Here is a 25,387-nt window from a genome sequence, read left to right as displayed (position 1 = left end):
CCATCGACGATGGCCGGCCTGCGCCGGAATGCGCGCGAGACATCTTGCTGACGTGTCGCCACGCGGCATTGCGACACGTGTCCTGCCTCCATCAGTCAGTCGAGTACGATCGTGAAAGCCGCCAGCCCTTCGATACGCCGGACGCGAAGTCCGTCGGCGGGCGCGCCGCCTCAGGCCGGGCCGAACCGGCATGCTGATCGCGGCACGCGCGCCGCCCCGTTACGCGAGCCTCGTTTCTTCGCCATTTCCCATCGCGGCCCGCGCCGCTTCAATCTCGTGACCGTGCACCTGTTCAGCGCGGTGCAGTGCGACGGCAGCGCGTCGTTGTTGCCCTAGCGTCCCTTTCCGCTTCCGTCCCGGGTCGTACCGCCTGTTGCCGCACCGTCCGCGCGGCGGGACCGCGCCTGCGCTGGCGCGGCGCGATTGCACGCGCGTGCGGCGTACCAGCAAACCTGCGTCGTTGCGCGCACGAGCGTGTCGTGCACGATTACCGGAGAGACGCCGATGCGTGCGCGACCGATCGTAGCCGTCACCGCCGACCGCATCCTGCGCGGCGCCCATCCGAACCACGCGGCGGGCGAGAAGTACCTCACCGCGCTCGTCGACGGCGCCGGCGCGCTGGCGTTCGTGCTGCCCGCGCTCGGCGCGCGGCAGCCGGCCGAGGCGATCGTCGCGGCGGTCGACGGGCTGCTGTTGACCGGCAGCTATTCGAACGTCGAGCCGCATCATTACGGCGGCGCCGCGAGCGCGCCCGATACGCTGCACGATCCGGCGCGCGATGCGACCGCGTTGCCGCTGATCCGTGCGGCGATCGACGCGGGCGTACCCGTGCTCGCGATCTGCCGCGGCATGCAGGAGCTGAACGTCGCGTATGGCGGCACGCTGCATCAGCGGTTGCATGCGACGACCGGCTTCGACGACCATCGCGAACGGCCGGCCGATCCGCTCGAACGGCAGTACGGTCCCGCGCACGTCGTGCGGCTCGCGCCGGGCGGCCTGCTGCAGCGGATCGCGCGCGGCGCGCGCGAGGCGACGGTCAATTCGCTGCACGACCAGGGCATCGCGCGCCTGGGCGCAGGGCTTGCCGTCGAAGCGAGCGCGCCCGACGGGCTGGTCGAGGCCGTCAGCGTGCGCGGCGCGCGTGCGTTCGCGCTGGGCGTGCAGTGGCATCCCGAATGGCGCTACGCGGAGCAGCCGCTGTCGCGCGACATCTTCGCGGCATTCGGCGCGGCGTGCCGCGCGCGGATGGCGCACCGCCTTCATGCGGCCGGCGGCGCGACACCGTCGCCGGCCGCATCCGACATCGATATCGACTAACGAGACCGATCATGCAACCCGAACTGAGCGAATTCCTGCGTCAGCACCGCATTACCGAAGTCGAGGCGATCATTCCCGACATGGCCGGCATCGCGCGCGGCAAGATCATTCCGCGCAACAAGTTCGAATCCGGCGAGTCGATGCGCCTGCCGCAGGCCGTGATGGTGCAGACCGTCACCGGCGACTATCCGGAAGATGGGTCGCTCACCGGCGTGACCGACCCCGACATGGTGTGCGTGCCCGATCCGTCGACGATCTGCCTGATCCCGTGGGCCGTCGACCCGACCGCGCAGGTGATCCACGACTGCGTGCACTTCGACGGCTCGCCGGTCGAGATCTCGCCGCGCTACGTGCTGCGCCGCGTGCTCGACCTGTACAAGGCGAAGGGCTGGACGCCCGTCGTCGCACCCGAGCTGGAGTTCTATCTGGTCGACATGAACGCCGATCCCGACTTGCCGCTGCGTCCGCCCGTCGGCCGCACGGGGCGGGCGGAAACGGGCCGCCAGTCGTATTCGATCGAGGCCGTCAACGAGTTCGATCCGCTGTTCGAGGATATCTACGAGTACTGCGAAATGCAGGGCCTCGATATCGAGACGCTGATTCACGAAGTCGGCGCCGCGCAGATGGAGATCAACTTCGTGCACGGCGATGCGCTGTCGCTGGCCGACCAGGTGTTCCTGTTCAAGCGCACCGTGCGCGAGGCCGCGCTGCGCCACAACATGTATGCGACGTTCATGGCCAAGCCGATGGAGGGCGAGCCGGGCTCCGCGATGCACATCCATCAGAGTCTCGCCGATGCGCGCACCGGCCGCAACCTGTTCGCCGACGAAGGCGGGGTCGTGTCGCCGCTGTTTCACAGCTATCTCGCGGGGCTGCAGAAGTACACGCCGGCGCTGATGCCGATCTTCGCGCCGTACATCAACTCGTATCGCCGCCTGTCGCGCTTCATGGCCGCGCCGATCAACGTGCAGTGGGGGTACGACAACCGCACGGTGGGCTTTCGCATTCCGCAGTCGAGCCCCGTCGCTCGACGCATCGAGAACCGGATTCCGGGTGTCGACTGCAACCCGTACCTCGCGCTTGCGGCGACGCTCGCCGCCGGCTATCTCGGCATCACGCAACAGCTCGCGCCGACCGAGCCGATCGCATCCGACGGCTACGACCTGCCGTACCAACTGCCGCGCAACCTCGAGGAAGGCATCTCGCTGATGGCCGCGTGCGAGCCGCTTGCCGGCATCCTCGGCGACAAGTTCGTGAAGGCCTATCTGGCGTTGAAGGAAACCGAATACGAAGCGTTCTTCCGCGTGATCAGCTCGTGGGAACGCAGGCACCTGCTGCTGCACGTGTAAGCGTGCGGCGCTGTTTGACGGAGAAAACATGACCGATCGAAACGAAGCACTTTCGCAGTACTCGACCGCCGAATATCGCGCGCTGGACGCCGCGCACCACATCCACCCGTTCTCGGACATGGGCGCGCTCAATCGCGCCGGCAGCCGCGTGATCGTGAAGGCCGACGGCGTCTACCTGTGGGATTCGGACGGCAACAAGATCATCGACGGGATGGCCGGCCTGTGGTGCGTGAACGTCGGCTACGGCCGCAAGGAGCTCGCCGACGCCGCGTATCGCCAGATCCAGGAACTGCCGTTCTACAACACGTTCTTCAAGACCACGCACCCGCCGGTGATCGAGCTTTCCGCGATGCTCGCGGAAGTGACACCGGCCGGCTTCAACCACTTCTTCTACTGCAACAGCGGCTCGGAAGGCAACGACACCGTGCTGCGCCTCGTGCACCAGTACTGGCGCGTGCAGGGCAAGCCGCAGAAGAAATACGTGATCTCGCGCAGGAACGGCTATCACGGCTCGACGATCGCGGGCGGCACGCTCGGCGGCATGGGCTACATGCACGAGCAGATGCCGTCGAAGGTCGAGCACATCGTGCATATCGACCAGCCGTATTTCTTCGGCGAAGCGCAAGCAGGCGAGACGCCCGAAGCGTTCGGCCTCGCGCGCGCGCGGCAGCTCGAAGCGAAGATCCTCGAACTCGGCGCGGAGAACGTCGCGGCGTTCATCGGCGAGCCGTTCCAGGGCGCGGGCGGCGTGATCTTCCCGCCGTCGACGTACTGGCCGGAAATCCAGCGGATCTGCCGCAAGTACGACATCCTGCTGGTGGCCGACGAGGTGATCGGCGGGTTCGGGCGCACCGGCGAATGGTTCGCGCATCAGCACTTCGGCTTCGAGCCGGACCTGATCACGATGGCGAAGGGCCTGACGTCGGGCTACGTACCGATGGGCGCGGTGGGCATACACGAGCGCGTCGCGCGCCCGATCATCGACAACGGCGAATTCAACCACGGCCTCACGTATTCGGGCCACCCGGTGGCGGCGGCCGTCGCGGTCGCGAACCTGAAGCTGCTGCGCGACGAAGGGATCGTCGAGCGCGTGAAGCACGAGATCGGGCCGTATTTCCAGCGCCGGCTGCGCGACGCGCTGGGCGATCATCCGATCGTCGGGGAGATTGCCGGGGCAGGGCTCGTCGCGGGCATTCAGCTTGCGCGCGATCGTGTGCGGCGCGAGCGGTTCGATGCGAATGTCGATATCGGCACGATCTGCCGCGACTTCTGTTTCAACGGCAACCTGATCATGCGCGCGACCGGCGACCGGATGCTGCTGTCGCCGCCGCTCGTGATTCGCGAGGCGGAGGTCGACGAGATCGTCGACAAGGCGAGGCGTGCATTCGATGCGACGGCGCAGCGGGTGGGGGACGTGCGGTAAGGCGTTACCTGCGAGCGGACGCGGCGGCGCATGACGTGGCGCCGCGTCGTGCAGGACACGCGCGACGCCAAAACGAAAAGGGCCTGCGTCGTGAGACGCAGGCCCTTGAATTCTTTGGTGGGCGGTACTGGGATCGAACCAGTGACCCCTGCCGTGTGAAGGCAGTGCTCTACCGCTGAGCTAACCGCCCAAAGAAGAATCAAATTATGTCAGAGCTTTTGGGGTTCGTAAAGCCCTTTGTGCAAATTTTTTTCAAACAGCGGCCAACGCCACTGCACGCGCCGCGCGCTCAGCCCGCGAGCGCGGGCAGCGCGTCGATCGATGCGCGCACGTAGCCGGCAAAGCGCAGCGCCACCGGTTCGGCGGTGCCGCTGCGTTTCAGCGCGAGCGTGCGCGATTCGAGCGACGCATCCTTCAGCGGCACGAACGCGAGCCGTTCGCTTTTCGCCCGCTGCAGCACCTGCGGCACCAGCGCGATGCCCATTCCGAACTCGATCATCGACAGGATCGTCTGCCATAGCCGCGCCTCGTGGCGGATCAGCGGACTGAACCCCGCGTTCACGCACTGCGCGATGATCAGGTCGTGATAGTGCGGCGCGGCGTCGCGCGGAAACAGGATGAACGGTTCCGTCGCGAGCGTGGCGAGCGCGACCTGCCTGCGCCGCGCGAGCGGATGCGCGGCCGGCAGGCAGCACACGAACGGCTCCGCATAGACGGGCGCCGATTCGACGTCGGGCGGGAAGTGGCCCCAGTGCGCATAGCCGAGATCGATCTGGCCGCGCTGGATCGCCTGCACCTGCGCGTGCGTGTTCATCTCGCTCAACACGACCTCGACGCCCGGATAGTCGGCCTCGAAGCGCCGCACCGCGTCCGGCAGCCCGCGATACAGCATCGAGTGGACGAAGCCGATCCGCAGCCGGCCCGCGAGCCCCGACGCGGAGCGCACCGTCAGGCGCTCCGCTTCGTCCGCCTGCAGCAGCAGCCGGCGCGCCTCGCCGAGCAGCACCTCGCCCGCGTTGGTCAGCGCGACCGTCTTGTTGGTGCGCGAAAAGAGCTGCACGCCGAGCGCGTCCTCGAACTTGCGGATGTCGAAACTCAGCGCCGGCTGCGAGATGAACAGGCGCTTCGCCGCGCGCCCGAAATGCAGCTCCTCGGCAACGGCCACGAAGTAGCGCAACTGCCTCAGTTCCATGGTGTCTCCTCCCGGCGGCGGCATCGATAAGCGACATCTATCGTACCGGACAAATCCTGTATTGGACGCTTATCGATCGCGCGCCTACGCTCTGCGGGAGGCTTGACGCAGGACCGGCCGGTGCCGCGACATCCGGCCCGGCCAATGCGCGGGCAACCCAGGAGACGCACGCATGAACGACACCGCTCGCACGCCGGACACCGGCGCATCCAATATCCCCGACAGCCGGGGCCTCAATTTCTTCACCGTCGATCCCGATCTCGGCGCGTTGCTGAAGCTGCATCTCGGCGACGCGTGCTATGCCGAACTCGAGCCGCGGCTGCGCGCGCTCGGCGCCCGCGTATCGGGCGAACTCGACGAATGGGCGTCGCGCGCGGACAAGCATCCGCCCGTGCTCGAGCACCGCAATCGGCGCGGCGAGGCCGTGCAGCGGATCGACAAGGATCCGGCCTACGTCGCGCTCGAACGCGTCGCGTATGCGGAGCTCGGGCTCGCGTCGCTGAGCCACGGATCCGAAACCGTGCCGCCGCTCGTCAAGTACGCGCTGACGTTCCTGTTCGTGCAGGCGGAATTCGGGCTGTGCTGCCCGGTCAGCATGACCGATTCGCTGACGCGCACGCTGCGCCGCTTCGGCGATCCGGCGCTCGTCGCGCGCTACCTGCCGAGGCTCGCGTCGCGCGACTTCGACACGCTGTACCAGGGCGCGATGTTCATGACCGAGCAGGCGGCCGGCTCCGACGTCGGCCGGATCGCGACGCGCGCGACCCGCGAAACCGACGCGCACGGCGACACCGTCTGGCGCCTGACCGGCGACAAGTGGTTCTGCTCGAACGCGGACGCCGATCTCGCGATGGTGCTCGCGCGGCCCGACGGCGCGCCGGACGGCATCAAGGGCCTCGCGCTGTTCCTGCTGCCGAAGACGCTGCCGGACGGCACGCGCAACCGCTACCGGATCGTGCGCCTGAAGGACAAGCTGGGCAGCCGTTCGATGGCGAGCGGCGAGATCGTGCTCGAAGGCGCGCAGGCTTGGCTGATCGGCGAGATCGGCCGCGGTTTTCACCAGATGGCCGACATGATCAACATGTCGCGGCTGTCGAACGGCGTGCGCGCGGCGGGGCTGATGCGGCGCGCGCTGAACGAGGCGCTGCACGTCGCCGCGCATCGCGAGGCGTTCGGCCGCAAGCTGATCGAGATGCCGCTGATGCAGCGCCAACTGATGAAGATGCTGCTGCCGGCCGAAGCCGCGCGCGCGATGTTCATGCAGATCGCGTTGCTGTTGCCGCAGGCCGACGCGGGCGACCAGCAGGCGGCGCGCTGCGTGCGGATCCTGACGCCGCTGATCAAGTTCCGCGCCTGCCGCGACGCGCGCCGCGTGACGGGCGACGCGATGGAAGTGCGCGGCGGCACCGGCTACATCGAGGAATGGAGCGACGCGCGGCTCGTGCGCGACGCGCACCTCGGTTCGATCTGGGAAGGCACGAGCAACATCGTCGCGCTCGACGTCGCGCGCGCTGCGCAGCGCGAGCATGCGCTCGACGCGCTGCGCACGTTCCTCGGCGATCGTCTGGGCGCGGCGCCGCTGCCCGACGCGAGCCGCACGGCGCTGCGGCGCATCCTCGCGCGGGCGTGCGATGCGCTCGCGAGGGTGGCCGGAGAAGGCGACGACGCGCGCGTGCGGCAGGCCGCGTCCGCGCTGTATTACGCGAGCGCGGCCGTGCTGATGGCCTGCGAGGGCGCACGGCTCGCACCGGATTTCAGGCGTCTCGCGCTCGCGCACCTGATCGTGCGTCACAAGCTGCTGCCGGTCGATCCGCTCGCGCCGGCGCCGCGCGACGACGAATCGGCCGCGTCCGACGCGCTGCTGCGCGGCCTGCCGGTCGCGCTCGACACGGCCCTCGACCTGCTGCCGGAGGTCGAGCGATGAACGCGACGCGTGGCGCACTGGACGGCCTGAAGGTCGTCGACCTGAGCCGGGTGCTCGGCGGCCCGTATTGCACGCAGGCGCTCGCCGATCACGGCGCGACGGTGGTCAAGATCGAGCCGCCCGCCGGCGACGAGACGCGCGGCTGGGGGCCGCCGTTCCTCGGCGACACGGCCTGGTACTTCATGGGCGTGAACCGCAACAAGGAAGGGCTCGCGCTCGACCTGTCGCGCCACGAAGGGCGCGCGATCCTGTGGCGCCTGCTCGAAGAAGCCGACGTGCTCGTCGAGAACTTCAAGCCGGGCACGCTCGCGCGCTGGGGGATGGACTACGCACGCGACCTGCAGCCGCGCTTTCCGCGCCTGATCCACTGCGCGGTGACGGGCTTCGGCGACGACGGTCCGCTCGGCGGGCTGCCGGGCTACGACGCGGTGATCCAGGCGATGGCCGGGCTGATGAGCGTGAACGGCGAACGCGACGGCGACGCGACCCGCATCGGCCTGCCGATCGTCGACATGGTCACGGGGCTGAACGCACTCGCCGGCATCCTGCTGGCGCTCGCGGAACGCGAGAAGAGCGGGCGCGGGCAGTCGATCGACGTGGCGCTGTACGACTGCGGCGTGTCGCTGCTGCATCCGCACCTGCCGAACTTCTTCGGGTCGGGCCGCGTGCCGGAACGCAGCGGCAACGCGCATCCGAACATCGCGCCGTACGACAGCTACCGCACGGCGACCGTGCCGATCTTCCTCGCGGTCGGCAACGACCGGCAGTTCGCGCGGCTCGTCGCGCATCTCGGCGCACCGGCGCTCGCCGGCGATCCGCGCTTCGTCGACAACCGCAGCCGCTGCGCGCATCGCCCGGAGTTGAAGGCCGAACTGGAAGCGCGGCTCGCCGCGCACGCGTGCGAGCCGCTCGCGCGCGACCTGATGGCGGCCGGTGTGCCGTGCGGGCCGGTGCGCACGGTGGCCGACGTCGCGCACGATCCGCATGCGCTGCATCGCGAGCTGTTCGTCGAGATCGGCGCGTATCGCGGCACCGCGTCGCCGGTGAAGCTGTCGCGCACGCCGGCCACCTACCGGTCGGCGCCGCCCGCGCTCGGCCGCGACACGCGCGCGGTGCTCGATCGGCTCGGCGTCGATCGCGCGCTTCAGCAGCAACTGCTCGATGCCGGCGTGCTGAAGGTCGCGCCGCACGAGACGTGACGGGCCGAGGGCGCCCGCAGATGAGCGTCGTTCCGAACGGGCCGACGCCGACATCAAGCAACGCAACGTAGCGCAACCCCGCCAGCCGGCGGCGCAAGACCGGCCCTCCGGCAACGCGCGCGACAGTCGCGTTGCCGATCACAAACATGGAGACATCGATGAGCCGTCCGCAATCCCCGCCCGCCGCGCAGCCGCGGCCTGGCCGCGCCGCCCTCGCGGCGTTCGTCGGCACCACGATCGAGTGGTACGACTTCTACATCTACGGCACGGCCGCGGCGCTCGTGTTCGGCAAGGTGTTCTTTTCCAGCGCGATGGACCCCGGCGTCGCGACGCTGCTCGCGTTCGTCACGTTCTGGGCCGGCTTTGCCGCGCGGCCGCTCGGCGGGATCGTGTTCGGGCATCTCGGCGATCGCGTCGGCCGCAAGACGGCGCTCGTGATCACGCTGGTGATGATGGGGCTCGCGACGACCGGCATCGGGCTGCTGCCCGGCTATGCGTCGATCGGCGTGTGGGCGCCCGCGGGCCTCGTCGTGCTGCGCGTGCTGCAGGGCATCGCGGTCGGCGGCGAGTGGGGCGGCGCGGTGCTGATCGCGAGCGAGAACGCGCCGAAGCATCGCAGCATCCTGTATGCGGCGTTCGCGCAGCAGGGCTCGCCCACCGGCAACCTGCTGGCCACGGCCGCGTTCTTCGCGCTGAGCGCGCTGCCGACACCGTCGTTCCTGATGTGGGGCTGGCGCATTCCGTTCCTGCTGTCGGCCGTGCTCGTGATCATCGGGATGGTGATCCGGCTGAAGCTCGAGGAATCGGTCGACATGCAGCGCGTGCTCGCGCGCAAGCGCACGGTGAAGCTGCCGCTGCGCGACGTGGTGCGCGACCACTGGGTCGTCGTGCTGCTCGCGGCCGGCACGCTGCCGGTGATCAACGTCACGTATTTCCGCAGCACGTTCGCGCTGTCGTGGGCGACCAAGGAACTCGGTTATGCGCAGGGTACGTTCCTCGGCATCCTGTCGATCTCGCTCGTCGTGCAGTTCCTGATGCAGCCGGTCGGCGCATGGTTCGTGTCGAAGGTCGACATGCGGCGCGCGATGTGCTGGATCCTGATCCCGGAAATCGTGCTGATGCCCGTGATGTTCCATGCGCTCGCGACGGGTTCGTACTGGGTCGCCGTCGCGGGCATGTGCATCTCGACGATTCCGTCGGCGATGTTCTACGGCGCGGTCGGCGGCGTGCTCGCGCGCGTGTTCCCGGCCAACATCCGCTACACGGGCCTGTCGCTCGCGTATCAGTTGAGCGCGCTCGTCGTCGGCGGCGGCACGCCCGTGCTCGCGCAGGCGATCCTCAATGCGACGGGCAGCATCGTCGGCGTCGCGATCGCGTCGGGTCTCTATGCGCTCGTGTCGCTTGTCTGCATGGTGGCGCTGCTCAATCGCACCGGACATCGCGCCGACGAACTGTCGAGCGCCGAGCGCAGCGATGCGGCCGAGTGGGGCACCGAGCATACGGGCGCAGGGAACCCGGGCGGCGAAGCCGCGCCACCCGACGATCGCGGCACGTTGAAACCCGCGGGTTGAGCCGGCAGGCCGGCGCGATGCGCCGAGGCGGCGGCGCGGCGATTCCGCGGCATCGGGCGCCGGGCGGGTCGCGCGTCGCGTTGCCTTCGCTCGCGCCAGATCAGGCGTCCCAAAAGCAAACGGCACCGTGCGAGACACGGTGCCGTTTGCTTGGGGCTTTTGCTTCACGTCGCGACGCCGCCGGCACGGCCGGCCGTCGCGAGTCGCGTCGTCGCTCAGCCTTCCGTCGGCGGTACGTAGCCGGACGCCTGGTCCGCGCCGTCGCCGAAGAAGTACTTCTCCGTCTGCTTCATCAGATACTGGCGCGCGCGCGGGTCGGCCATGTTCAGGCGATTCTCGTTGATCAGCATCGTCTGCTGCTTGAGCCAGCCTTGCCATGCTTCCTTCGACACGCTTTCGTAAATGCGCTTGCCGAGTTCGCCCGGCAGCGGCGGGAAATCGAGACCTTCGGCTTCCTTGCCGAGCTTCGCGCATTGGATCATTCGAGCCATCGTGTACTTCTCCTGTAATCGGTGTCTGGGGGGAAGGGCAGTCGTGCCGGTGCTCAGAGCTGTTTCATCAGCACGAGCGACTTGCGCTGCCAGTTATAGAGTTTGCGACGGTCTTCCGGCAGGTCGTCGACGCTGACCTTGACGAAGCCGCGCTTGAGGAACCAGTGCTCGGTGCGCGTCGTGAGCACGAAGATATGCGTGAGGCCGCGCGCGCGGGCGCGCTGCTCGATGCGCTTGAGCAGGCGTTCGCCGTCGCCCGAGCCCTGCGCTTCCGGCGCGACCGTCAGGCACGCCATCTCGCCGATCTTTTCCTGCTGGTACGGATACAGCGCCGCGCAGCCGAACAGCACGCCATCGTGCTCGATCACCGAGAAGTGATCGATGTCGCGTTCGATCTGGTGGCGGCCGCGCCGCACCAGCGTGCCGTCCGATTCGAGCGGCTCGATCAGCGACAGGATGCCGCCGACGTCGTCCGGCGTCGCTTCGCGCAGGCTTTCGAGGTTCTCGTACGAGATCATCGTGCCGACGCCGTCGTGCAGGAACAGTTCGAGCAGCATGCTGCCGTCGAGCGATTGCGGAATCAGGTGCGCGCGCGTCACGCCGCCGCGGCACGCGCGGATCGAATGCTTGAGGAAGAATGCGTCGTCGCCCTGGATGTTGCCGGAATCGAGCAGCTCGGCGGCCGCGTCGAGCGACATTTCGCGCACCAGGTCGCCTTCGTCGTCGACGATGCCGGGCCCTTCGGTGAGGAAGATGATCTTGTCGGCGCGCAGCGCGATCGCGGCCGCCGACGCGACGTCTTCCATCGACAGGTTGAACGCCTCGCCGGTCGGCGAGAACCCGAGCGGCGACAGCAGCACGAGCTTGCGGCTCGCGAGCGAATGACGGATCGATTCGGCGTCGATCTTGCGCACGATGCCCGTGTGCGCGAAATCGACCCCGTCGAGAATTCCCACCGGCCGCGCGGTCACGAAGTTGCCCGACACGACGCTGATGTGCGCATGCGCCATCGGCGAGTTCGGCAGACCCTGGCTGATCGCGGCCTCGATGTCGAGACGCACTTCGCCGGCCGCCTCCTTCGCGGATTCGAGCGCGCGCGCATCGGTGATGCGCAGCCCGTGCGAAAACTCGGATTCGACACCGTGCAGGCTCAACTGCTCCTCGACCTGCGGGCGCGAGCCGTGCACCAGCACGATCTGGATGCCCATCGCCTGCAACAGCGCGATGTCGGATACGAGCGCGTTCAGCAGCCCCTGCTGCACCACCTCGCCGCCGAACCCCACGACGAACGTGCTGTTGCGGAACTTGTGGATATAGGGCGCGACGGAGCGCATCCAGTCGACGAACTGCGCGTGGCTGGCGGCCGAATCGTCGGCGGCCGGCGGCGTCGCGGCGCCGGTCTGGGCGGGAGGGAGGTCGGTTTGGGAATTCATGGCCGGGATTATAATGCGCCCCCATGTCGAATGTTTCTAAAAGTCCCGCGCCGACGCGGGCCAATACGCCGTCGGCGAAGCACCCGGATGGTGCGGCCGACGCGCGCGAGCAGCAGGGCCAGCCGCCGCGCGGGCAGCAGGACAAGCCGGCGGGCACGCCGGCACCCGCGCCGCGCGGGCCGCGCAATGACGAACGGCGCGGCGACGCGCGCCAGCCGGCCGCGAAGGGCGCGCCGCAGGCCGCGGGCGAGCGCGCCCCGCGCCGCGAGCGTGCGCCGCGCGCCGCCGTCGCACCGAACCCCGTCCCGCCGATCACGTACCCCGAAAGCCTGCCCGTGTCGGGCAAGCGCGACGAAATCGCGCGCGCGATCGCCGGCCACCAGGTCGTCATCGTCTGCGGTGAAACGGGCTCGGGCAAGACCACGCAGTTGCCGAAGATCTGTCTCGATCTCGGCCGCGGCCTCGGCGCCGGCGGCACGGGCCTGATCGGCCATACGCAGCCGCGGCGCCTGGCCGCATCGTCCACCGGCCGCCGGATCGCCGAGGAACTCGGCACGCCGTTCGGCGAGGTGGTCGGCTACAAGGTGCGCTTTACCGACAATCTCGCGCCGGGCGCGTCCGTGAAGCTGATGACGGACGGCATCCTGCTCGCCGAGACGCAGACCGACCCGTTGCTGAAGGCGTACGACACGCTGATCATCGACGAGGCGCACGAGCGCAGCCTGAACATCGACTTCCTGCTCGGCTATCTGAAGGAGATCCTGCCGCGGCGGCCGGACCTGAAGCTGATCGTCACGTCCGCGACGATCGACGCCGACCGCTTCGCACGCCATTTCGGCACCGACGAACGTCCGGCGCCGGTGATCGAGGTGAGCGGGCGGCTGTATCCGGTCGAGATGCGTTACCGCCCTGTGGCCGAGGATCGCCCGGCGGTGAAGAACGCGGAAGGCACGGGCGGCCGCGATCGCGTGAAGACCGCGCGCGAGGCCGAGCGCGACCTGATGGACGCGATCGTCGACGCGGTCGACGAGCTGTGCCGCGAAGGCCCCGGCGACGTGCTGGTGTTCCTGCCCGGCGAGCGCGAGATCCGCGAGGCGGCCGAGGCGCTGCGCAAGCACCATCCGCCGCATACCGAGATCCTGCCGCTGTTCGCGCGGCTGTCGGCGGCCGACCAGGACAAGGTGTTCAAGGCGTCGAACGCGCGCCGCATCGTGCTCGCGACCAACGTGGCCGAAACCTCGCTGACGGTGCCGGGCATCCGCTACGTGGTCGACACCGGTCTCGCGCGCGTGAAGCGCTATTCGTACCGGAACAAGGTCGAGCAGCTGCAGGTCGAGTCGATCTCGCAGGCGGCCGCGAACCAGCGCGCGGGCCGTTGCGGGCGCGTGGCCGACGGCGTGTGCATCCGCTTGTACGAGGAAAGCGACTACCAGGCGCGCGCACGCTTCACCGATCCGGAAATCCTGCGTTCGTCGCTCGCGTCGGTGATCCTGCGGATGAAGTCGCTGCACCTGACCGCGATCGAATCGTTCCCGTTCCTCGAGCCGCCGCCCGGCCGCGCGATCGCGGACGGCTACCAGTTGCTGAACGAGCTCGGCGCGGTCGACGACGACAACGCGCTGACGCCGCTCGGCCGCGAGCTCGCGCGGCTGCCGCTCGACCCGCGCGTCGGCCGGATGATTCTCGCCGCGCGCGACCAGCAATCGCTGCGCGAGGTGCTGATCATCGCGAGCGCGCTGTCCGTGCAGGATCCGCGCGACCGCCCGATCGAAGCGCAGGAGCAGGCCGACCAGGCGCACCGCCGGTTTGCCGACGAGCGCTCCGAATTCCTGCAGTGGCTGAAGATCTGGGCATGGTTCGAGGAAGCCGTCGCGCACAAGAAGTCGAATCGCCAGCTCGTCGACGCCTGCCGGCAGAATTTCCTGTCGCACCTGCGGCTGCGCGAGTGGCGCGACGTTCATTCGCAGCTGCTGACGGTCGTGCGCGAGCACGGCTGGCGACTCAACGAAGTCGAGGCCACCTACGAACAGATTCATCTGGCCCTGTTGACGGGCCTGCTCGGCAACATCGGGATGAAAGCGGACGACGATCCGCATTACCTCGGCGCGCGCGGCATCAAGTTCTACCTGTGGCCCGGCTCCGCGCTCGCGAAGAAGGCCGGCCGCTGGGTGATGGCGGCCGAACTCGTCGAGACGAGCCGGCTGTACGCGCGCTGCCTCGCGAAGATCGAGCCCGAGTGGGTCGAGAAGATCGGCGCGCATCTGCTGAAAAAATCGCTGTCGGAGCCGCACTGGGAAAAGCGCCCGGCGCAGGTGAGCGCGTTCGAGCGCGCGACGCTGTACGGGTTGCCGATCTACCACCGGCGGCGCGTCGCGTTCGGCAAGCAGGACCCGGCGCGCGCACGCGAATTGTTCATCCGCGGCGCGCTGGTCGAAGGCGAATTCGACACGAAGCTGCCGTTCTTCGCGCACAACCGCAAGCTGCTCGCCGACATCGAGCAGCTCGAACACAAGTCGCGCCGCCAGGACGTGCTGGTCGACGACGAGCTGATCTACGCGTACTACGACCACGCGATTCCGGAAGGCATCCACACGGGCGCCGCGTTCGAGCGCTGGTATCGCGACGAGGTGAAGAAGGGCGGCCAGCCCGACGACAAGCAGCGGCTGCTGTACCTGTCGCGCGACGACCTGATGCGCCACGAGGCGGCCGGCGTGACGACCGACCTGTTCCCGAAGCGCGCGACGATGGCCGGCGTCGAGATGGCGCTCACGTATCACTTCGAGCCCGGCACGCCGCGCGACGGCGTGACGCTCGCGGTGCCGCTCTTCGCGCTGAACCAGGTCGATGCGCGCCGCTGCGAGTGGCTCGTGCCGGGGATGCTGAAGGAAAAGGTGCAGTTGCTGTTGAAGTCGCTGCCGCAGAAGCTGCGCCGGCACTGCGTGCCGCTGCCCGAGTACGCGGCGGGCTTCGTCGAGCGGATGGGGCGCGAGCGCTTTGGCGCGGGCGGGCTCGTCGAGGCGCTGATCGCCGACGTGCGCGGCGAGACGCAGGTCGCGATGAAGACGGCCGATTTCAAGCTCGAGACGTTGCCCGCGCACCTGTTCATGAATTTCAAGGTGATCGACGAGCACGGCCGCCAGCTCGCGATGGGGCGCAATCTCGCGCAGCTTCGCCAGGAGCTCGGTGCGCAGGCGCAGCAGCAGTTCCAGAAGATCGCGGCGGCGTCGACGTTCGCGCCGGGCGGCGACGCCGGCGCGGGCGATGCAGCCGGCGCGCCGGCGCCGGCCGCCGCGCAGGCTTCGGCCGCGAAGGGCGGCAAGCCGGGCAAGGGCGCCGCGCCGCAGACGGCCGCCCCACGGATGGCCGCCCCACGGATGGCCGTCCCACGGATGGCCGCCCCGACGGAAACCGGCGCGACGGCGCTGTACGAGAACCTGACGACGTGGAATTTCGGCAAGCTGCCCGAGCTGCTGGAAATCCGCCGGCGCGGCCAGACGCTGTACGGCTATCCGGCGCTCGTCGATCGCGGCACGCATTGCGACGTCGAGGTGTTCGATTCGCCGGAGGAGGCCGCGCGCATTCACCGGGCCGGCTTGCGGCGGTTGTTCGCGCTGCAGTTGAAGGAGCCGATCAAGTTCCTGGAAAAGAACCTGCCCGGCCTGCGCGAGATGGCGATGCAGTACATGTCGCTCGGCACGCAGGACGAGCTGCGCGACCAGTTGATCGACACGGCGCTCGACCGCGCGTGCCTGCAGGACCCGCTGCCCGACGACGACGCGAGCTTCCACACGCGCCGCGACGAGGGCAGGAGCCGGCTGAACCTGCTCGCGCAGGAAATCGCGCGGCTCGTCGGGCAGATCCTGGCCGAATACGCGGGCCTCGTGAAGAAGCTCGCGCAGGCGAAGCCGTTCGCGCAGGCCCATGCCGACCTGCAGCAGCAACTGGCCGCGCTGGTCGGCAAGCGCTTCGTGATCGACACGCCTTACGCGCAGCTTGCGCATTTCCCGCGCTATCTGAAGGGCATCGCGCTGCGGATCGACAAGCTGAAGGCCGATCCGGCGCGCGACGCGAAGCAGTCGGCCGAGCTACTGCCGCTCGTCCAGCAGTACCAGCGCGCGGTGTCGCAGCGCGGCGGCGTCGCCGATGCGCGGCTCGCGGAATTCCGCTGGCTGCTGGAGGAACTGCGGATTTCGCTGTTCGCGCAGGAACTGCGCACGCCGATGCCGGTCTCTGTCAAGCGTCTGCACAAGGTCTGGGAGTCGATGCAGCGCTAGCGCGACATCGGTCGGGCGGGCCTGCACGGGCAGCCGGGGCCTGCGCCGCGGCGGCCCGTGCGGCCGCCCGGCGTGCGGCAAGGTGGCGCAAAAGCGGCGCAATCCCGGCATGGGTCAACCGGAGGGGCCCGCCGAACGTTCTACAATCACTGCTGTTCCACGACGTGAGTCTTCATGCGCACTTTCCTTTCCTTCGGCCGCACGCTTGCGCTGGCCGCCGCCGTGCTGGCGCCCGCCGCACACGCGAATAACGTGATCGTCCTGAATTCGGCCGAAGCGACGCTTTCCCTGATCGACCAGCAGACCCGCGAAGTCGTTTCCACGATGCCGACCGGCAAGGAACCGCACCATTTGATGGCGACGCCCGACAATGCGTCGCTGATCGTCGCGAATTCGGTCTCGAACAGCCTGATGTTCCTCGATCCGAAGACGGGCAAGCTGCAGCGCACCGTCGAAGGGATAGACGATCCTTACCAGCTCGGCTTTTCGCCCGACCGCAAGTGGTTCGCGGCGGCCGGTTTGCGGCTCGATCGCGTCGACATCTATGGCTACGACGGCCACGACCTGAAGCTCGTGAAGCGCGTGCCGCTCGCGGTGATGCCGAGCCACCTCGCGTTCACGAAGGACAGCAAGACGCTGCTCGTGTCGCTGCAGGTGTCCGGCGAGATCGCGGCGATCGATCTGCCGACGCAGACGGTCAAGTGGAAGATGAAGGTCGGCAAGGTGCCGGCCGGCCTGTGGCTCACGCCCGACGACAAGTTCCTGCTGGTCGGGATGACCGGCGCGGATTACGTCGCGGTCGTCGACTGGCGCAACCAGAAGGTCGTCAAGCAGATCTACACGGGCAAGGGCGCGCACAACTTCCGCTCGCTCGCCGACGGCACGCACGTCGCGGTCACCAACCGCGTCGCGAACACGATCAGCATCATCGACGAGAACGCGCTCACCAACGTCGGCGACATCACCGGCCTGCTGCCGGGCCCCGACGACATGGAGCTGTCCGCCGACAAGAAGACGCTGTGGGTGACGTTCCGTTTCGCGAAGAAGGTCGGGATCATCGATCTGGCCTCGCGCAAGCTGGTGCAGACGATCGCCGTCGGCCGCTCGCCGCACGGCATCTACTTCTACGACCGCGCGCCGTGGAAGGCGGCGAACGGCGCGTGACGGGCGGAGGCGGACGATGCTGCACCTGATCGATGCGTTCGTGTCGGACATCCAGACCTGGCTGTACGTCGACGTCGTGCAGCCGCTCCTCTTCAAGTTCAACCTGATGGACTACGACGAGGACACCTACGACGCGCTGTACTGGGTGATCATCGGCGCGCTGCAGATGGTGCTGATGTTCGCGCTGCTGCGCCCGCTCGAGGCGCTGCTGCCGGTCGAGCGCTGGAAGAACCGCCGCGCGGTGCGGGTCGACGTGATCTACACGGCGATCTCGAAGCTCGGCATCTACACGCTGTTCTTCTTCTTCGCGCTGCAGCCGGTGTTCGACAACTTCCAGGCGTGGCTGCGCCTGCATGGCGTGTCGAACGTCAACCTCGACTACCTGTGGCCGGGCGTGACCTCGCAGCCGATCGTCGCGTTCGTGATCTACCTCGTCGTGCTCGATTTCGCCGGCTACTGGTATCACCGCTGGCAGCACAAGTTCGGCATCTGGTGGGAGCTGCACGCGGTTCATCACAGCCAGCGTCAGATGTCGCTGTGGTGCGACGACCGCAACCACCTGCTCGACGACGTGATCCAGTCGTGCTTCTTCGCGGCGATCGCGCTCGTGATCGGCGTGACGCCGTCGCAGTTCGTCGTGCTGACCGCGGTCACGAACTTCCTGCAGAGCATCCAGCATACGAATGCGCGGCTGTCGTACGGCCGCATCGGCGAGCGCCTGCTCGTCAGCCCGATCTTCCACCGCCGGCACCATGCGGTCGGCTACGGCCACGAAGGCACCAAGTACGGCTGCAACTTCGGCGTGCTGTTCCCGTGGTGGGACATGATGTTCGGCACCGCGTCGTGGAACCGCACGGTCGAGCCGACCGGCATCCGCGAGCAGGTCGAGGGCGTGTCCTACGGCGACGGCTTCTGGTCGCAGCACGGCCTGGCGTTCGTGCGGATCTTCCGGCGCCTGTTTCCCGCGAAACGCGGCGCGGCGTCGGCCTGATCCCGATTCCGGCCTGTCTCCCGTCGAGCGACGCTTCCACGCGGCCCGCAGGCGCTTTGGCGCAGGCGGGCCGCGTGGTTTATCCTTTCCCCGTTTTTCTCCGTCAATCCATACTCCATAGGCTCGCATGAACGACTTGCTGCGTTCCTTCGTCCGGGCGTTCGCCAGCGCGCTGCACCCGCGCATGCTGTGGCTCACGCTGATGCCGTTCGTCGTCTCGGCGCTGCTGTGGGGCGCCGTGCTGTGGTTCTCGTGGCAGACGCTGATCGACGTCGCGCGCGGCGCGCTCGACGGCTTCGTGCTGACGGCCGCGCTGTATCGCGCGTTCGATGCGATCGGCATGTCGCAACTGCACGCGGTCGTCGCGCCGTTCGTGGTCGTGTCGCTCGCGATTCCGCTGATCGTGCTGACCGTGCTGCTGCTGATCGCGACGATCTCGATGCCGGTCGTGATCAAGCACCTGTCGAACCGGCAGTTCGCGGCGCTCGAGCCGAAGCGGGGCGGCACCTTCTTCGGCAGCGTGGTCAATTCGCTCGGCGCGGCGATCGTCGGCGTCGTGCTGCTCGTCGTCACGATCCCGCTGTGGCTGATTCCGCCGTTCTTCGCGCTGCTGCCGCCGGTGATCTGGGGCTGGCTCACGTATCGCGTGATGACCTACGACGCGCTCGCGCTGCACGCGAGCCGCGACGAGCGCCGCGCGCTCGTGCGCCGGCACCGCTGGCCGCTGATCGGCATCGGCGTCGCGACCGGGCTGCTCGGCACCGTGCCGACCTTCGTGTGGGTTTCGTCGGTCTGGATGATGGTGCTGTTCCCGTTCGTCGCGGCCGCCATGATCTGGGTATACGCTTTCATCCTCGTCTTCTCGGCGCTGTGGTTCGGGCACTACTGCCTGCGCGCGCTGGAGGACCTGCGCGCCACCGCAATCGACATGGGGCAGGCATGAGCATCGGCATCATCATCATCGGCGACGAAATCCTTTCGGGCCGCCGGCAGGACAAGCATCTGGCGAAGGTCATCGAGCTGCTCGGCGCGCGCGGCCTCGCGCTCGACTGGGCCGAATACGTCGGCGACGATCCGGCGCGCATCACCGCGACACTCGCGCGTGCGATCGCGTCGGGCGACATCGTGTTCTCGACGGGCGGGATCGGCGCGACGCCCGACGACCATACGCGCCAGTGCGCGGCCGCCGCGCTCGGCGTGCCGCTCGAGCTGCATCCGGAAGCGAAGGCGCTGATTTCGGAACGCATTCGCGAGACGCACGCCGACCCGGCCACGCCGGTCGATTTCGAATCGCCGGAGAACCAGCATCGCTTCAACATGGGCGTGTTTCCGGCGGGCGCGACGATCATCCCGAACGGCTACAACCGGATTCCCGGCTTCTCGGTCGGTCATCTCCACTTCGTGCCGGGCTTCCCGGTGATGGCGTGGCCGATGATCGAGTGGGTGCTCGATACGAAGTACGCGCATCTACATCACGCGACGCCGCATGCCGAGCGCTCGCTGGTCGTGTTCGAGTTGCCGGAATCGACGCTGACGCCGCTGATGGAGAAGATCGAGCGCGATTTCCCCGGCGTGCGCGTATTCAGCCTGCCGAGCGTCGGCGACGCGGAGCGCGGCGGCATCTACGCGCGCCGTCACATCGATCTCGGCGTGAAGGGCGAGCCGGAAGCGGTCGCGGCCGCGTTCGTGAAGCTGCGCGAAGGCGTGCACCTGCTCGGCGGCGACGTCGTCGAGCCCGATACGCCGCGCGCCTGAGCGGCCTGCAACGGGGCCGTACCAAAAACAACGGGCCGCGCAATGCGGCCCGTCATCGGCATGTCATCGCCCGGCTCGACGATGAGACTGTCGCAACCGGCGGGCGCGGCGCGCCGTCAGGCGCCGATCCACGGCAGTTTGCGGAAGCACCAGCCGTCGACCGTCTTGCGGTGGCCTTCGGCGTCCTTGGCGCCCTCGAAGCCTTCCAGCAGGTCGAAGGCCTTCGTGAAACCGGCCTGCGCGGACGCGACCGCAGCGAGCTTCGAGCGCGCGGCGCTGCGGCACAGGAACAGGATGGGCGTATCGGCCGGGAGGGCCGCCTTCAGTTCGTTGACGAATTCGGCGTTCGGCACGCCGCCCGGGTAGCGCGTCCATTCGACGTGCAGGTACTGGCCGTCGCCGACGAGCGGGCGGCCGACCCAGTCGAGCTCGGCGCGCGTGCGCACGTCGACGAGGCGCGCCGACGGGTCGAGCTGCAGCAGTTCGAACGCCTCGACCGGCAGCAGCGCGCCGGCGTAGTTGAGCGCGCCTTGTGCGCGGCGTTCGTCGGCCTTCGCGTAAAGCTGGTCGAGCGTACTCATGGCAGGGTCTCCGTATCGGTCAAACGAGCATTCTAGCGCGGTGGCGTCGCGCGGATGCCGGCGTGAGCGGTGGTGCAGGCACGGACCACGCGTTCACCAAAAAAGTGCAAAATGGCGCGAATGCACCAGGATGATTCGGCTGCGCCGCCGTATCCGCACGAGCGCACCATTTCGGTGCGCCCCCGCCAGCGCCAGTACGGCGGAGAGCCCTGCAATTGCGCAGGCGAGCCCCGCCACGGCGCGGGCTGGCGTGATCCGCGTCGGTTTTGCGATGGTTGGCACGGAAGCTGCTATATAGAATTCGGTCGAATCGGGGCGCGCTGCGCCAAAGCAAGACCCCGGTCAGCTCGATAAACGAGGCGGTTTCCCAGTCCGCCGGAATTGTTCAATCAGGAGAAGAGGTTATGAGTAAAACCGTCGCCGACGTCATGCAGCTCGTGAAGGACGAGGACGTCAAGTTTGTCGATTTCCGCTTCACGGATACGCGCGGCAAGGAGCAGCACGTGTCGGTGCCGGTTTCGGCGTTTGACGAAGACAAGTTCGAAAGCGGGCATGCATTCGACGGTTCGTCGATCGCGGGCTGGAAGGGCATCGAGGCGTCGGACATGCTGCTCATGCCGGACCCGAACGCAGCGTTCGTCGACCCGTTCTACGAAGAGTCGACCCTCGTGCTGACCTGCGACGTGGTCGAGCCGGCCGACGGCAAGGGCTACGAGCGCGATCCGCGTTCGCTCGCGAAGCGCGGCGAAGCGTACCTGAAGAGCACGGGCATCGGCGACACGGCCTACTTCGGTCCGGAACCGGAATTCTTCATTTTCGACTCGGTCCAGTGGAACACGGACATGTCGGGCTGCTTCGTGAAGATCAACTCGGAAGAAGCGCCGTGGTCGGCAGGCAAGGAATTCGAAGGCGGCAACACGGGCCACCGCCCGGGCACGAAGGGCGGCTATTTCCCGGTCGCGCCGGTCGACACGTTCCAGGACATGCGTTCGGAAATGTGCCTGCTGCTCGAACAGCTCGGCATCCCGGTCGAAGTGCACCACCACGAAGTGGCGGGCCAGGGCCAGAACGAAATCGGCACGAAGTTCTCGACGCTGGTTCAGCGCGCCGACTGGACGCAATGGTCGAAGTACATCATCCATAACGTCGCGCACTCGTACGGCAAGACGGCGACGTTCATGCCGAAGCCGGTCGTCGGCGACAACGGTTCGGGCATGCACGTTCACCAGTCGATCTGGAAGGACGGCCAGAACCTGTTCGCGGGCAACGGCTATGCCGGCCTGTCGGAACTGGCGCTGTTCTACATCGGCGGCATCATCAAGCACGCCCGTGCACTGAACGCGATCACGAACCCGACGACGAACTCGTACAAGCGTCTGGTCCCGCACTTCGAGGCACCGGTCAAGCTCGCGTACTCGGCGCGCAACCGTTCGGCATCGATCCGCATTCCGCACGTGTCGAACCCGAAGGGCCGCCGTATCGAAACGCGCTTCCCGGATCCGATGGCGAACCCGTACCTGTGCTTCACGGCGCTGATGATGGCCGGCCTCGACGGGATCCAGAACAAGATCCATCCGGGCGAAGCAGCGGACAAGAACCTGTACGACCTGCCGCCGGAAGAGGATGCAAAGATCCCGACCGTGTGCGCGGGCCTCGACCAGGCACTCGAAGCGCTCGACAAGGATCGCGAATTCCTGACGCGCGGCGGCGTGTTCACGGACGGCATGATCGACGCGTACCTCGCGCTGAAGGAGCAGGAGCTGGCGAAGTTCCGCATGACGACGCACCCGATCGAGTTCGAGATGTACTACTCGCTCTAATCGGCGATGGCGCTTCGATTCAGCGCCGTCATGCCGGTTCGTTCCCGTCGCGCGGCTTGCGGCGGGAACGGCGGAGTCTGAAAGGGGACGGCGTCCGGCCGTCCCTTTTTTGTTCCGACGATTTTCATTTTCTGGCCCGGTGAGGCGCGACAAGCACGCAGATGGTTCTGAAGAATCTGATCAAGGCGAAAACGGGGCAGCCCGAACGACTGACGGACGACGAGCGGCTCGCGCGCTCGGGTCTGCTGGCGGGGCTCGAAGCGCTGCCGACGGTCGTGATCGTGCTCGACCGCAAGACGCTGCGGGTCGCGTTCGCGAACCCGTCCGCGGAGGCGATGCTCGACATCTCGCGGCGGCAGCTCGCGCAGCGGCCGTGGGGCGAGATTTTCCCGAACGCGAACGAGCTCGCGTCGACGATCACCGCGATCGGCCAGGAACGCTTTCACGCGACGCACCTCGATACCGTGCTCGACCGGCCCGGCCGCGAACCGCTGCATGTGCATGCGATCGTCGGCTTCCTCGAGAACGCGCCCGATTTCGTGCTCGTCGAGCTGTTCGAGAACGAACGGCAGTCGCGCACCGACCGCGAAGAGCGCATCCACGACCTGACCGCGGTCAACAAGCAACTGATCCGCAACCTCGCGCACGAGATCAAGAACCCGCTCGGCGGCATTCGCGGCGCAGCCCAGCTGCTCGAATTCGAACTGGGCGAGCGCGAGCGCGGCGAGTTGCGCGAATACACGCAGGTGATCATCAAGGAGTCCGACCGCCTGCAGACGCTCGTCGACCGGTTGCTGGAGCCGCACCGGCATCCGCATATCGTCGGCGACGTGAACATTCATGAAGTGTGCGAACGCGTGCGCGCGGTGATGCTCGCGGAATTCCCGCGCGGGCTCACGATCGAGCGCGACTACGACGTCAGCGTGCCGGACCTGCGCGGCGACAAGGAGCAGTTGATCCAGGCGCTGCTGAACATCGTGCGCAACGCCGCGCAGGCGCTGCGCGAACGGATCGCGCAGGGCGACGCGAAGATCGAGCTGCGCACGCGCATCGCGCGCAAGGTGACGATCGCCAAGCGCCTGTACCGGCTGGCACTGGACTTGCACGTGATCGACAACGGGCCCGGCATTCCGGAAGAGATCCGCGACCGGATCTTCTATCCGCTCGTGTCCGGGCGCGACGACGGCAGCGGCCTCGGCCTCACGCTCGCCCAGACGTTCGTGCAGCAGCACGACGGGATGATCGAGGTCGAAAGCCGGCCCGGCCGTACCGAATTTCAGATTCTGTTGCCGCTCGACCATTGAGCGGCGACATGCGATTCACCCATACCTGACCGACCTATGAAGCCGATCTGGATAGTAGACGACGACCAATCGATCCGCTGGGTGCTTGAGAAGGCACTCGCCCGGGACAGCTTCGCGACGAAGAGCTTCGCGAACGTGCGCGACGCGCTGGCCGCGCTCGACCACGAGACGCCGCAGGTGCTCGTGTCCGATATCCGGATGCCGGGCGGCTCGGGCCTCGAGTTGCTGCAGGCGATGCACGAGCGCCTGCCGGGCCTGCCCGTCATCATCATGACGGCGTTCTCCGATCTCGACAGCGCCGTCGCGGCGTTCCAGGGCGGCGCGTTCGAATACCTCGCGAAGCCGTTCGACGTCGACAAGGCCGTCGAGCTGATCCGCCGCGCGGTGGAAGAAAGCCTGCGCGGCGGCGCGCCGCAGGACGAGCGCGTGGCCGAGGCGCCCGAGATGCTCGGGCAGGCGCCCGCGATGCAGGACATGTTTCGCGCGATCGGCCGGCTGTCGCATTCGGCCGCGACCGTGCTGATCACCGGCGAGTCGGGCACCGGCAAGGAGCTCGTCGCGCGGGCGCTGCACCGTCACAGCCCGCGCGCGAACGGGCCGTTCATCGCGCTGAACACGGCGGCGATTCCGAAGGATCTGCTCGAATCCGAACTGTTCGGCCACGAGCGCGGCGCGTTCACCGGCGCGCAGACGACGCGGCAGGGCCGCTTCGAGCAGGCCGAGAACGGCACGCTGTTCCTCGACGAAATCGGCGACATGCCGTTCGACCTGCAGACGCGCCTGTTGCGCGTGCTGTCGGACGGGCAGTTCTACCGCGTGGGCGGCCACAACCCGCTGCGCGCGAACGTGCGCGTGATCGCCGCGACGCACCAGAATCTCGAGTCGCGCGTGCGGCAGGGGCTGTTCCGCGAGGACCTTTACCACCGGCTCAACGTGATCCGGCTGCGCCTGCCGCCGCTGCGCGAACGCAGCGAGGACATCGCGCTGCTCACGCGCCACTTCCTGCAGAAAAGCGCGCGCGATCTCGGCGTCGAGCCGAAGCGCGTGTCCGACGACGCGCTCGCGTACCTGAGCTCGCTGCCGTTTCCCGGCAACGTGCGGCAGCTCGAGAACCTCGCGAATTGGCTGACCGTGATGGCGCCCGCGCAGACGGTCGAGATCAAGGATCTGCCGCCCGATCTCGTGCCGGCCGGCGCGCCCGCTGCGCCGGCCGCCGCGACGGGCGACGGCACGGAAGCGCTCGGCAGCGGCGGCCACGCCGCGGCCGTGCCTGCCGCGATCGGTGCCGCGCCAGCGGCGTCCGCGCCCGTCGCGAGCGCGACGAACGGCGGTGCGCCTGCCGGCTACCCGGTGTGGGAGCACGGGTTGCGCACCGAAGTCGCGCGGCTGTTGCGCGAGAACTCGGCAGACGTGATGGACGAACTCGCGCGCCGCTTCGAGGCCGCCGTGATCCGCGAGGCGCTCGACTTCACGCGCGGCCGCAAGGTCGAGGCCGCGGAGCGGCTCGGCATCGGCCGCAACACGATCACGCGCAAGATCCAGGAACTCCATCTGGAGCCCTGAGCTCGATTCGCGGCATGCGCGGGCCCGCGCATGCCG

Annotated in this window: 18 protein-coding genes and 1 tRNA gene; 14 read left to right on the top strand and 5 right to left on the bottom strand. The window is 68.1% G+C overall.

The features are described 5' to 3' along the window. Positions 1–504: 504 nt before the first annotated feature. Genes WS64_RS09770 through WS64_RS09760 form a run of 3 tightly spaced genes read left to right on the top strand, consistent with a single transcriptional unit; the run spans position 505 to position 4,089 of the window. Complete coding sequence (locus WS64_RS09770) at positions 505–1,317, top strand: gamma-glutamyl-gamma-aminobutyrate hydrolase family protein (protein WP_059640072.1); 813 nt, start codon at positions 505–507, stop codon at positions 1,315–1,317. An 11-nt stretch (positions 1,318–1,328) separates the two neighbouring features. After that, positions 1,329–2,666 carry a glutamine synthetase family protein gene (locus WS64_RS09765; RefSeq protein ID WP_060966349.1) on the top strand — a complete coding sequence of 446 codons (1,338 nt, stop codon included), beginning with the start codon at positions 1,329–1,331 and terminating at the stop codon, positions 2,664–2,666. Positions 2,667–2,694: 28 nt separating this feature from the next. After that, positions 2,695–4,089 carry an aspartate aminotransferase family protein gene (locus tag WS64_RS09760; RefSeq protein WP_060966348.1) on the top strand — a complete coding sequence of 465 codons (1,395 nt, stop codon included), beginning with the start codon at positions 2,695–2,697 and terminating at the stop codon, positions 4,087–4,089. Between the two features lie 115 nt (positions 4,090–4,204). Here WS64_RS09760 and WS64_RS09755 read toward each other — a convergent pair. Both WS64_RS09755 and WS64_RS09750 read right to left on the bottom strand, forming a co-directional pair. Beyond that, positions 4,205–4,279, bottom strand: a tRNA-Val gene (locus WS64_RS09755). A 99-nt stretch (positions 4,280–4,378) separates the two neighbouring features. Continuing rightward, positions 4,379–5,281, bottom strand: a complete 903-nt coding sequence (locus WS64_RS09750; protein WP_060966347.1) for a LysR family transcriptional regulator — start codon at positions 5,279–5,281, stop codon at positions 4,379–4,381. 172 nt (positions 5,282–5,453) lie between these two features. Here WS64_RS09750 and WS64_RS09745 point away from each other — a divergent pair, with 172 nt between their 5' ends. The 3 genes from WS64_RS09745 (at position 5,454) to WS64_RS09735 (ending at position 9,975) form a co-directional block, all read left to right on the top strand. Then, positions 5,454–7,205, top strand: coding sequence for an acyl-CoA dehydrogenase family protein (locus WS64_RS09745; protein ID WP_060966346.1), 1,752 nt, complete (start codon positions 5,454–5,456; stop codon positions 7,203–7,205). After that, complete coding sequence (locus WS64_RS09740; RefSeq protein ID WP_060966345.1) at positions 7,202–8,404, top strand: CaiB/BaiF CoA transferase family protein; 1,203 nt, start codon at positions 7,202–7,204, stop codon at positions 8,402–8,404. The genes WS64_RS09745 and WS64_RS09740 overlap by 4 nt, the downstream gene beginning before the upstream one ends. Before the next feature lie 158 nt (positions 8,405–8,562). After that, entirely contained in the window at positions 8,563–9,975 is a 1,413-nt protein-coding gene (locus tag WS64_RS09735) for an MFS transporter (RefSeq protein WP_060966935.1), read from the top strand. A 215-nt stretch (positions 9,976–10,190) separates the two neighbouring features. Here WS64_RS09735 and WS64_RS09730 read toward each other — a convergent pair whose 3' ends face one another. Together WS64_RS09730 and argA are read right to left on the bottom strand one after the other, a co-directional pair. Beyond that, positions 10,191–10,466 (bottom strand): oxidative damage protection protein, encoded by a 276-nt coding sequence (locus WS64_RS09730; RefSeq protein ID WP_006478357.1) that lies wholly within the window; start codon positions 10,464–10,466, stop codon positions 10,191–10,193. A 53-nt stretch (positions 10,467–10,519) separates the two neighbouring features. Further along, entirely contained in the window at positions 10,520–11,899 is a 1,380-nt protein-coding gene (gene argA / locus WS64_RS09725; RefSeq protein ID WP_059583282.1) for an amino-acid N-acetyltransferase, read from the bottom strand. A gap of 23 nt (positions 11,900–11,922) precedes the next feature. Here argA and hrpA point away from each other — a divergent pair, with 23 nt between their 5' ends. The 5 genes from hrpA to WS64_RS09700 all read left to right on the top strand — a co-directional run bounded on the left by hrpA (position 11,923) and on the right by WS64_RS09700 (position 20,083). Further along, positions 11,923–16,173 carry an ATP-dependent RNA helicase HrpA gene (hrpA, locus tag WS64_RS09720; protein WP_060966344.1) on the top strand — a complete coding sequence of 1,417 codons (4,251 nt, stop codon included), beginning with the start codon at positions 11,923–11,925 and terminating at the stop codon, positions 16,171–16,173. 174 nt (positions 16,174–16,347) lie between these two features. Next, on the top strand, positions 16,348–17,337 hold the full coding sequence (locus WS64_RS09715) for a YVTN family beta-propeller repeat protein (protein ID WP_060966343.1): 990 nt from the start codon (positions 16,348–16,350) through the stop codon (positions 17,335–17,337). Between the two features lie 16 nt (positions 17,338–17,353). Beyond that, positions 17,354–18,328, top strand: coding sequence for a sterol desaturase family protein (locus WS64_RS09710; RefSeq protein ID WP_060966342.1), 975 nt, complete (start codon positions 17,354–17,356; stop codon positions 18,326–18,328). A 127-nt stretch (positions 18,329–18,455) separates the two neighbouring features. After that, positions 18,456–19,271: an EI24 domain-containing protein gene (locus WS64_RS09705; protein ID WP_060966341.1), complete on the top strand. Its 816-nt coding sequence runs from the start codon at positions 18,456–18,458 to the stop codon at positions 19,269–19,271. Then, the gene (locus tag WS64_RS09700; RefSeq protein ID WP_059583289.1) at positions 19,268–20,083 is read left to right on the top strand and encodes a competence/damage-inducible protein A; all 816 of its coding nucleotides are present in this window, start codon (positions 19,268–19,270) and stop codon (positions 20,081–20,083) included. The genes WS64_RS09705 and WS64_RS09700 overlap by 4 nt, the downstream gene beginning before the upstream one ends. Before the next feature lie 116 nt (positions 20,084–20,199). On the opposite strand, the gene WS64_RS09695 is transcribed toward WS64_RS09700, so the two are convergent. Further along, positions 20,200–20,664, bottom strand: a complete 465-nt coding sequence (locus tag WS64_RS09695; RefSeq protein WP_059583291.1) for a rhodanese-like domain-containing protein — start codon at positions 20,662–20,664, stop codon at positions 20,200–20,202. Between the two features lie 404 nt (positions 20,665–21,068). Here WS64_RS09695 and glnA point away from each other — a divergent pair, with 404 nt between their 5' ends. The 3 genes from glnA (at position 21,069) to ntrC (ending at position 25,351) form a co-directional block, all read left to right on the top strand. Further along, positions 21,069–22,484 carry a type I glutamate--ammonia ligase gene (glnA, locus tag WS64_RS09690; RefSeq protein ID WP_059583292.1) on the top strand — a complete coding sequence of 472 codons (1,416 nt, stop codon included), beginning with the start codon at positions 21,069–21,071 and terminating at the stop codon, positions 22,482–22,484. Positions 22,485–22,645: 161 nt separating this feature from the next. Then, positions 22,646–23,788, top strand: coding sequence for a nitrogen regulation protein NR(II) (gene glnL, locus WS64_RS09685; protein ID WP_059583294.1), 1,143 nt, complete (start codon positions 22,646–22,648; stop codon positions 23,786–23,788). 36 nt (positions 23,789–23,824) lie between these two features. After that, entirely contained in the window at positions 23,825–25,351 is a 1,527-nt protein-coding gene (gene ntrC, locus WS64_RS09680; protein ID WP_060966340.1) for a nitrogen regulation protein NR(I), read from the top strand. Positions 25,352–25,387 lie beyond the last annotated feature (36 nt).

This window comes from Burkholderia anthina (genome assembly GCF_001547525.1).
GTDB lineage: Bacteria > Pseudomonadota > Gammaproteobacteria > Burkholderiales > Burkholderiaceae > Burkholderia > Burkholderia semiarida.
Note: the sequence above shows the minus strand (reverse complement) of the source record. Positions and strands in the feature narration are given on the sequence as shown.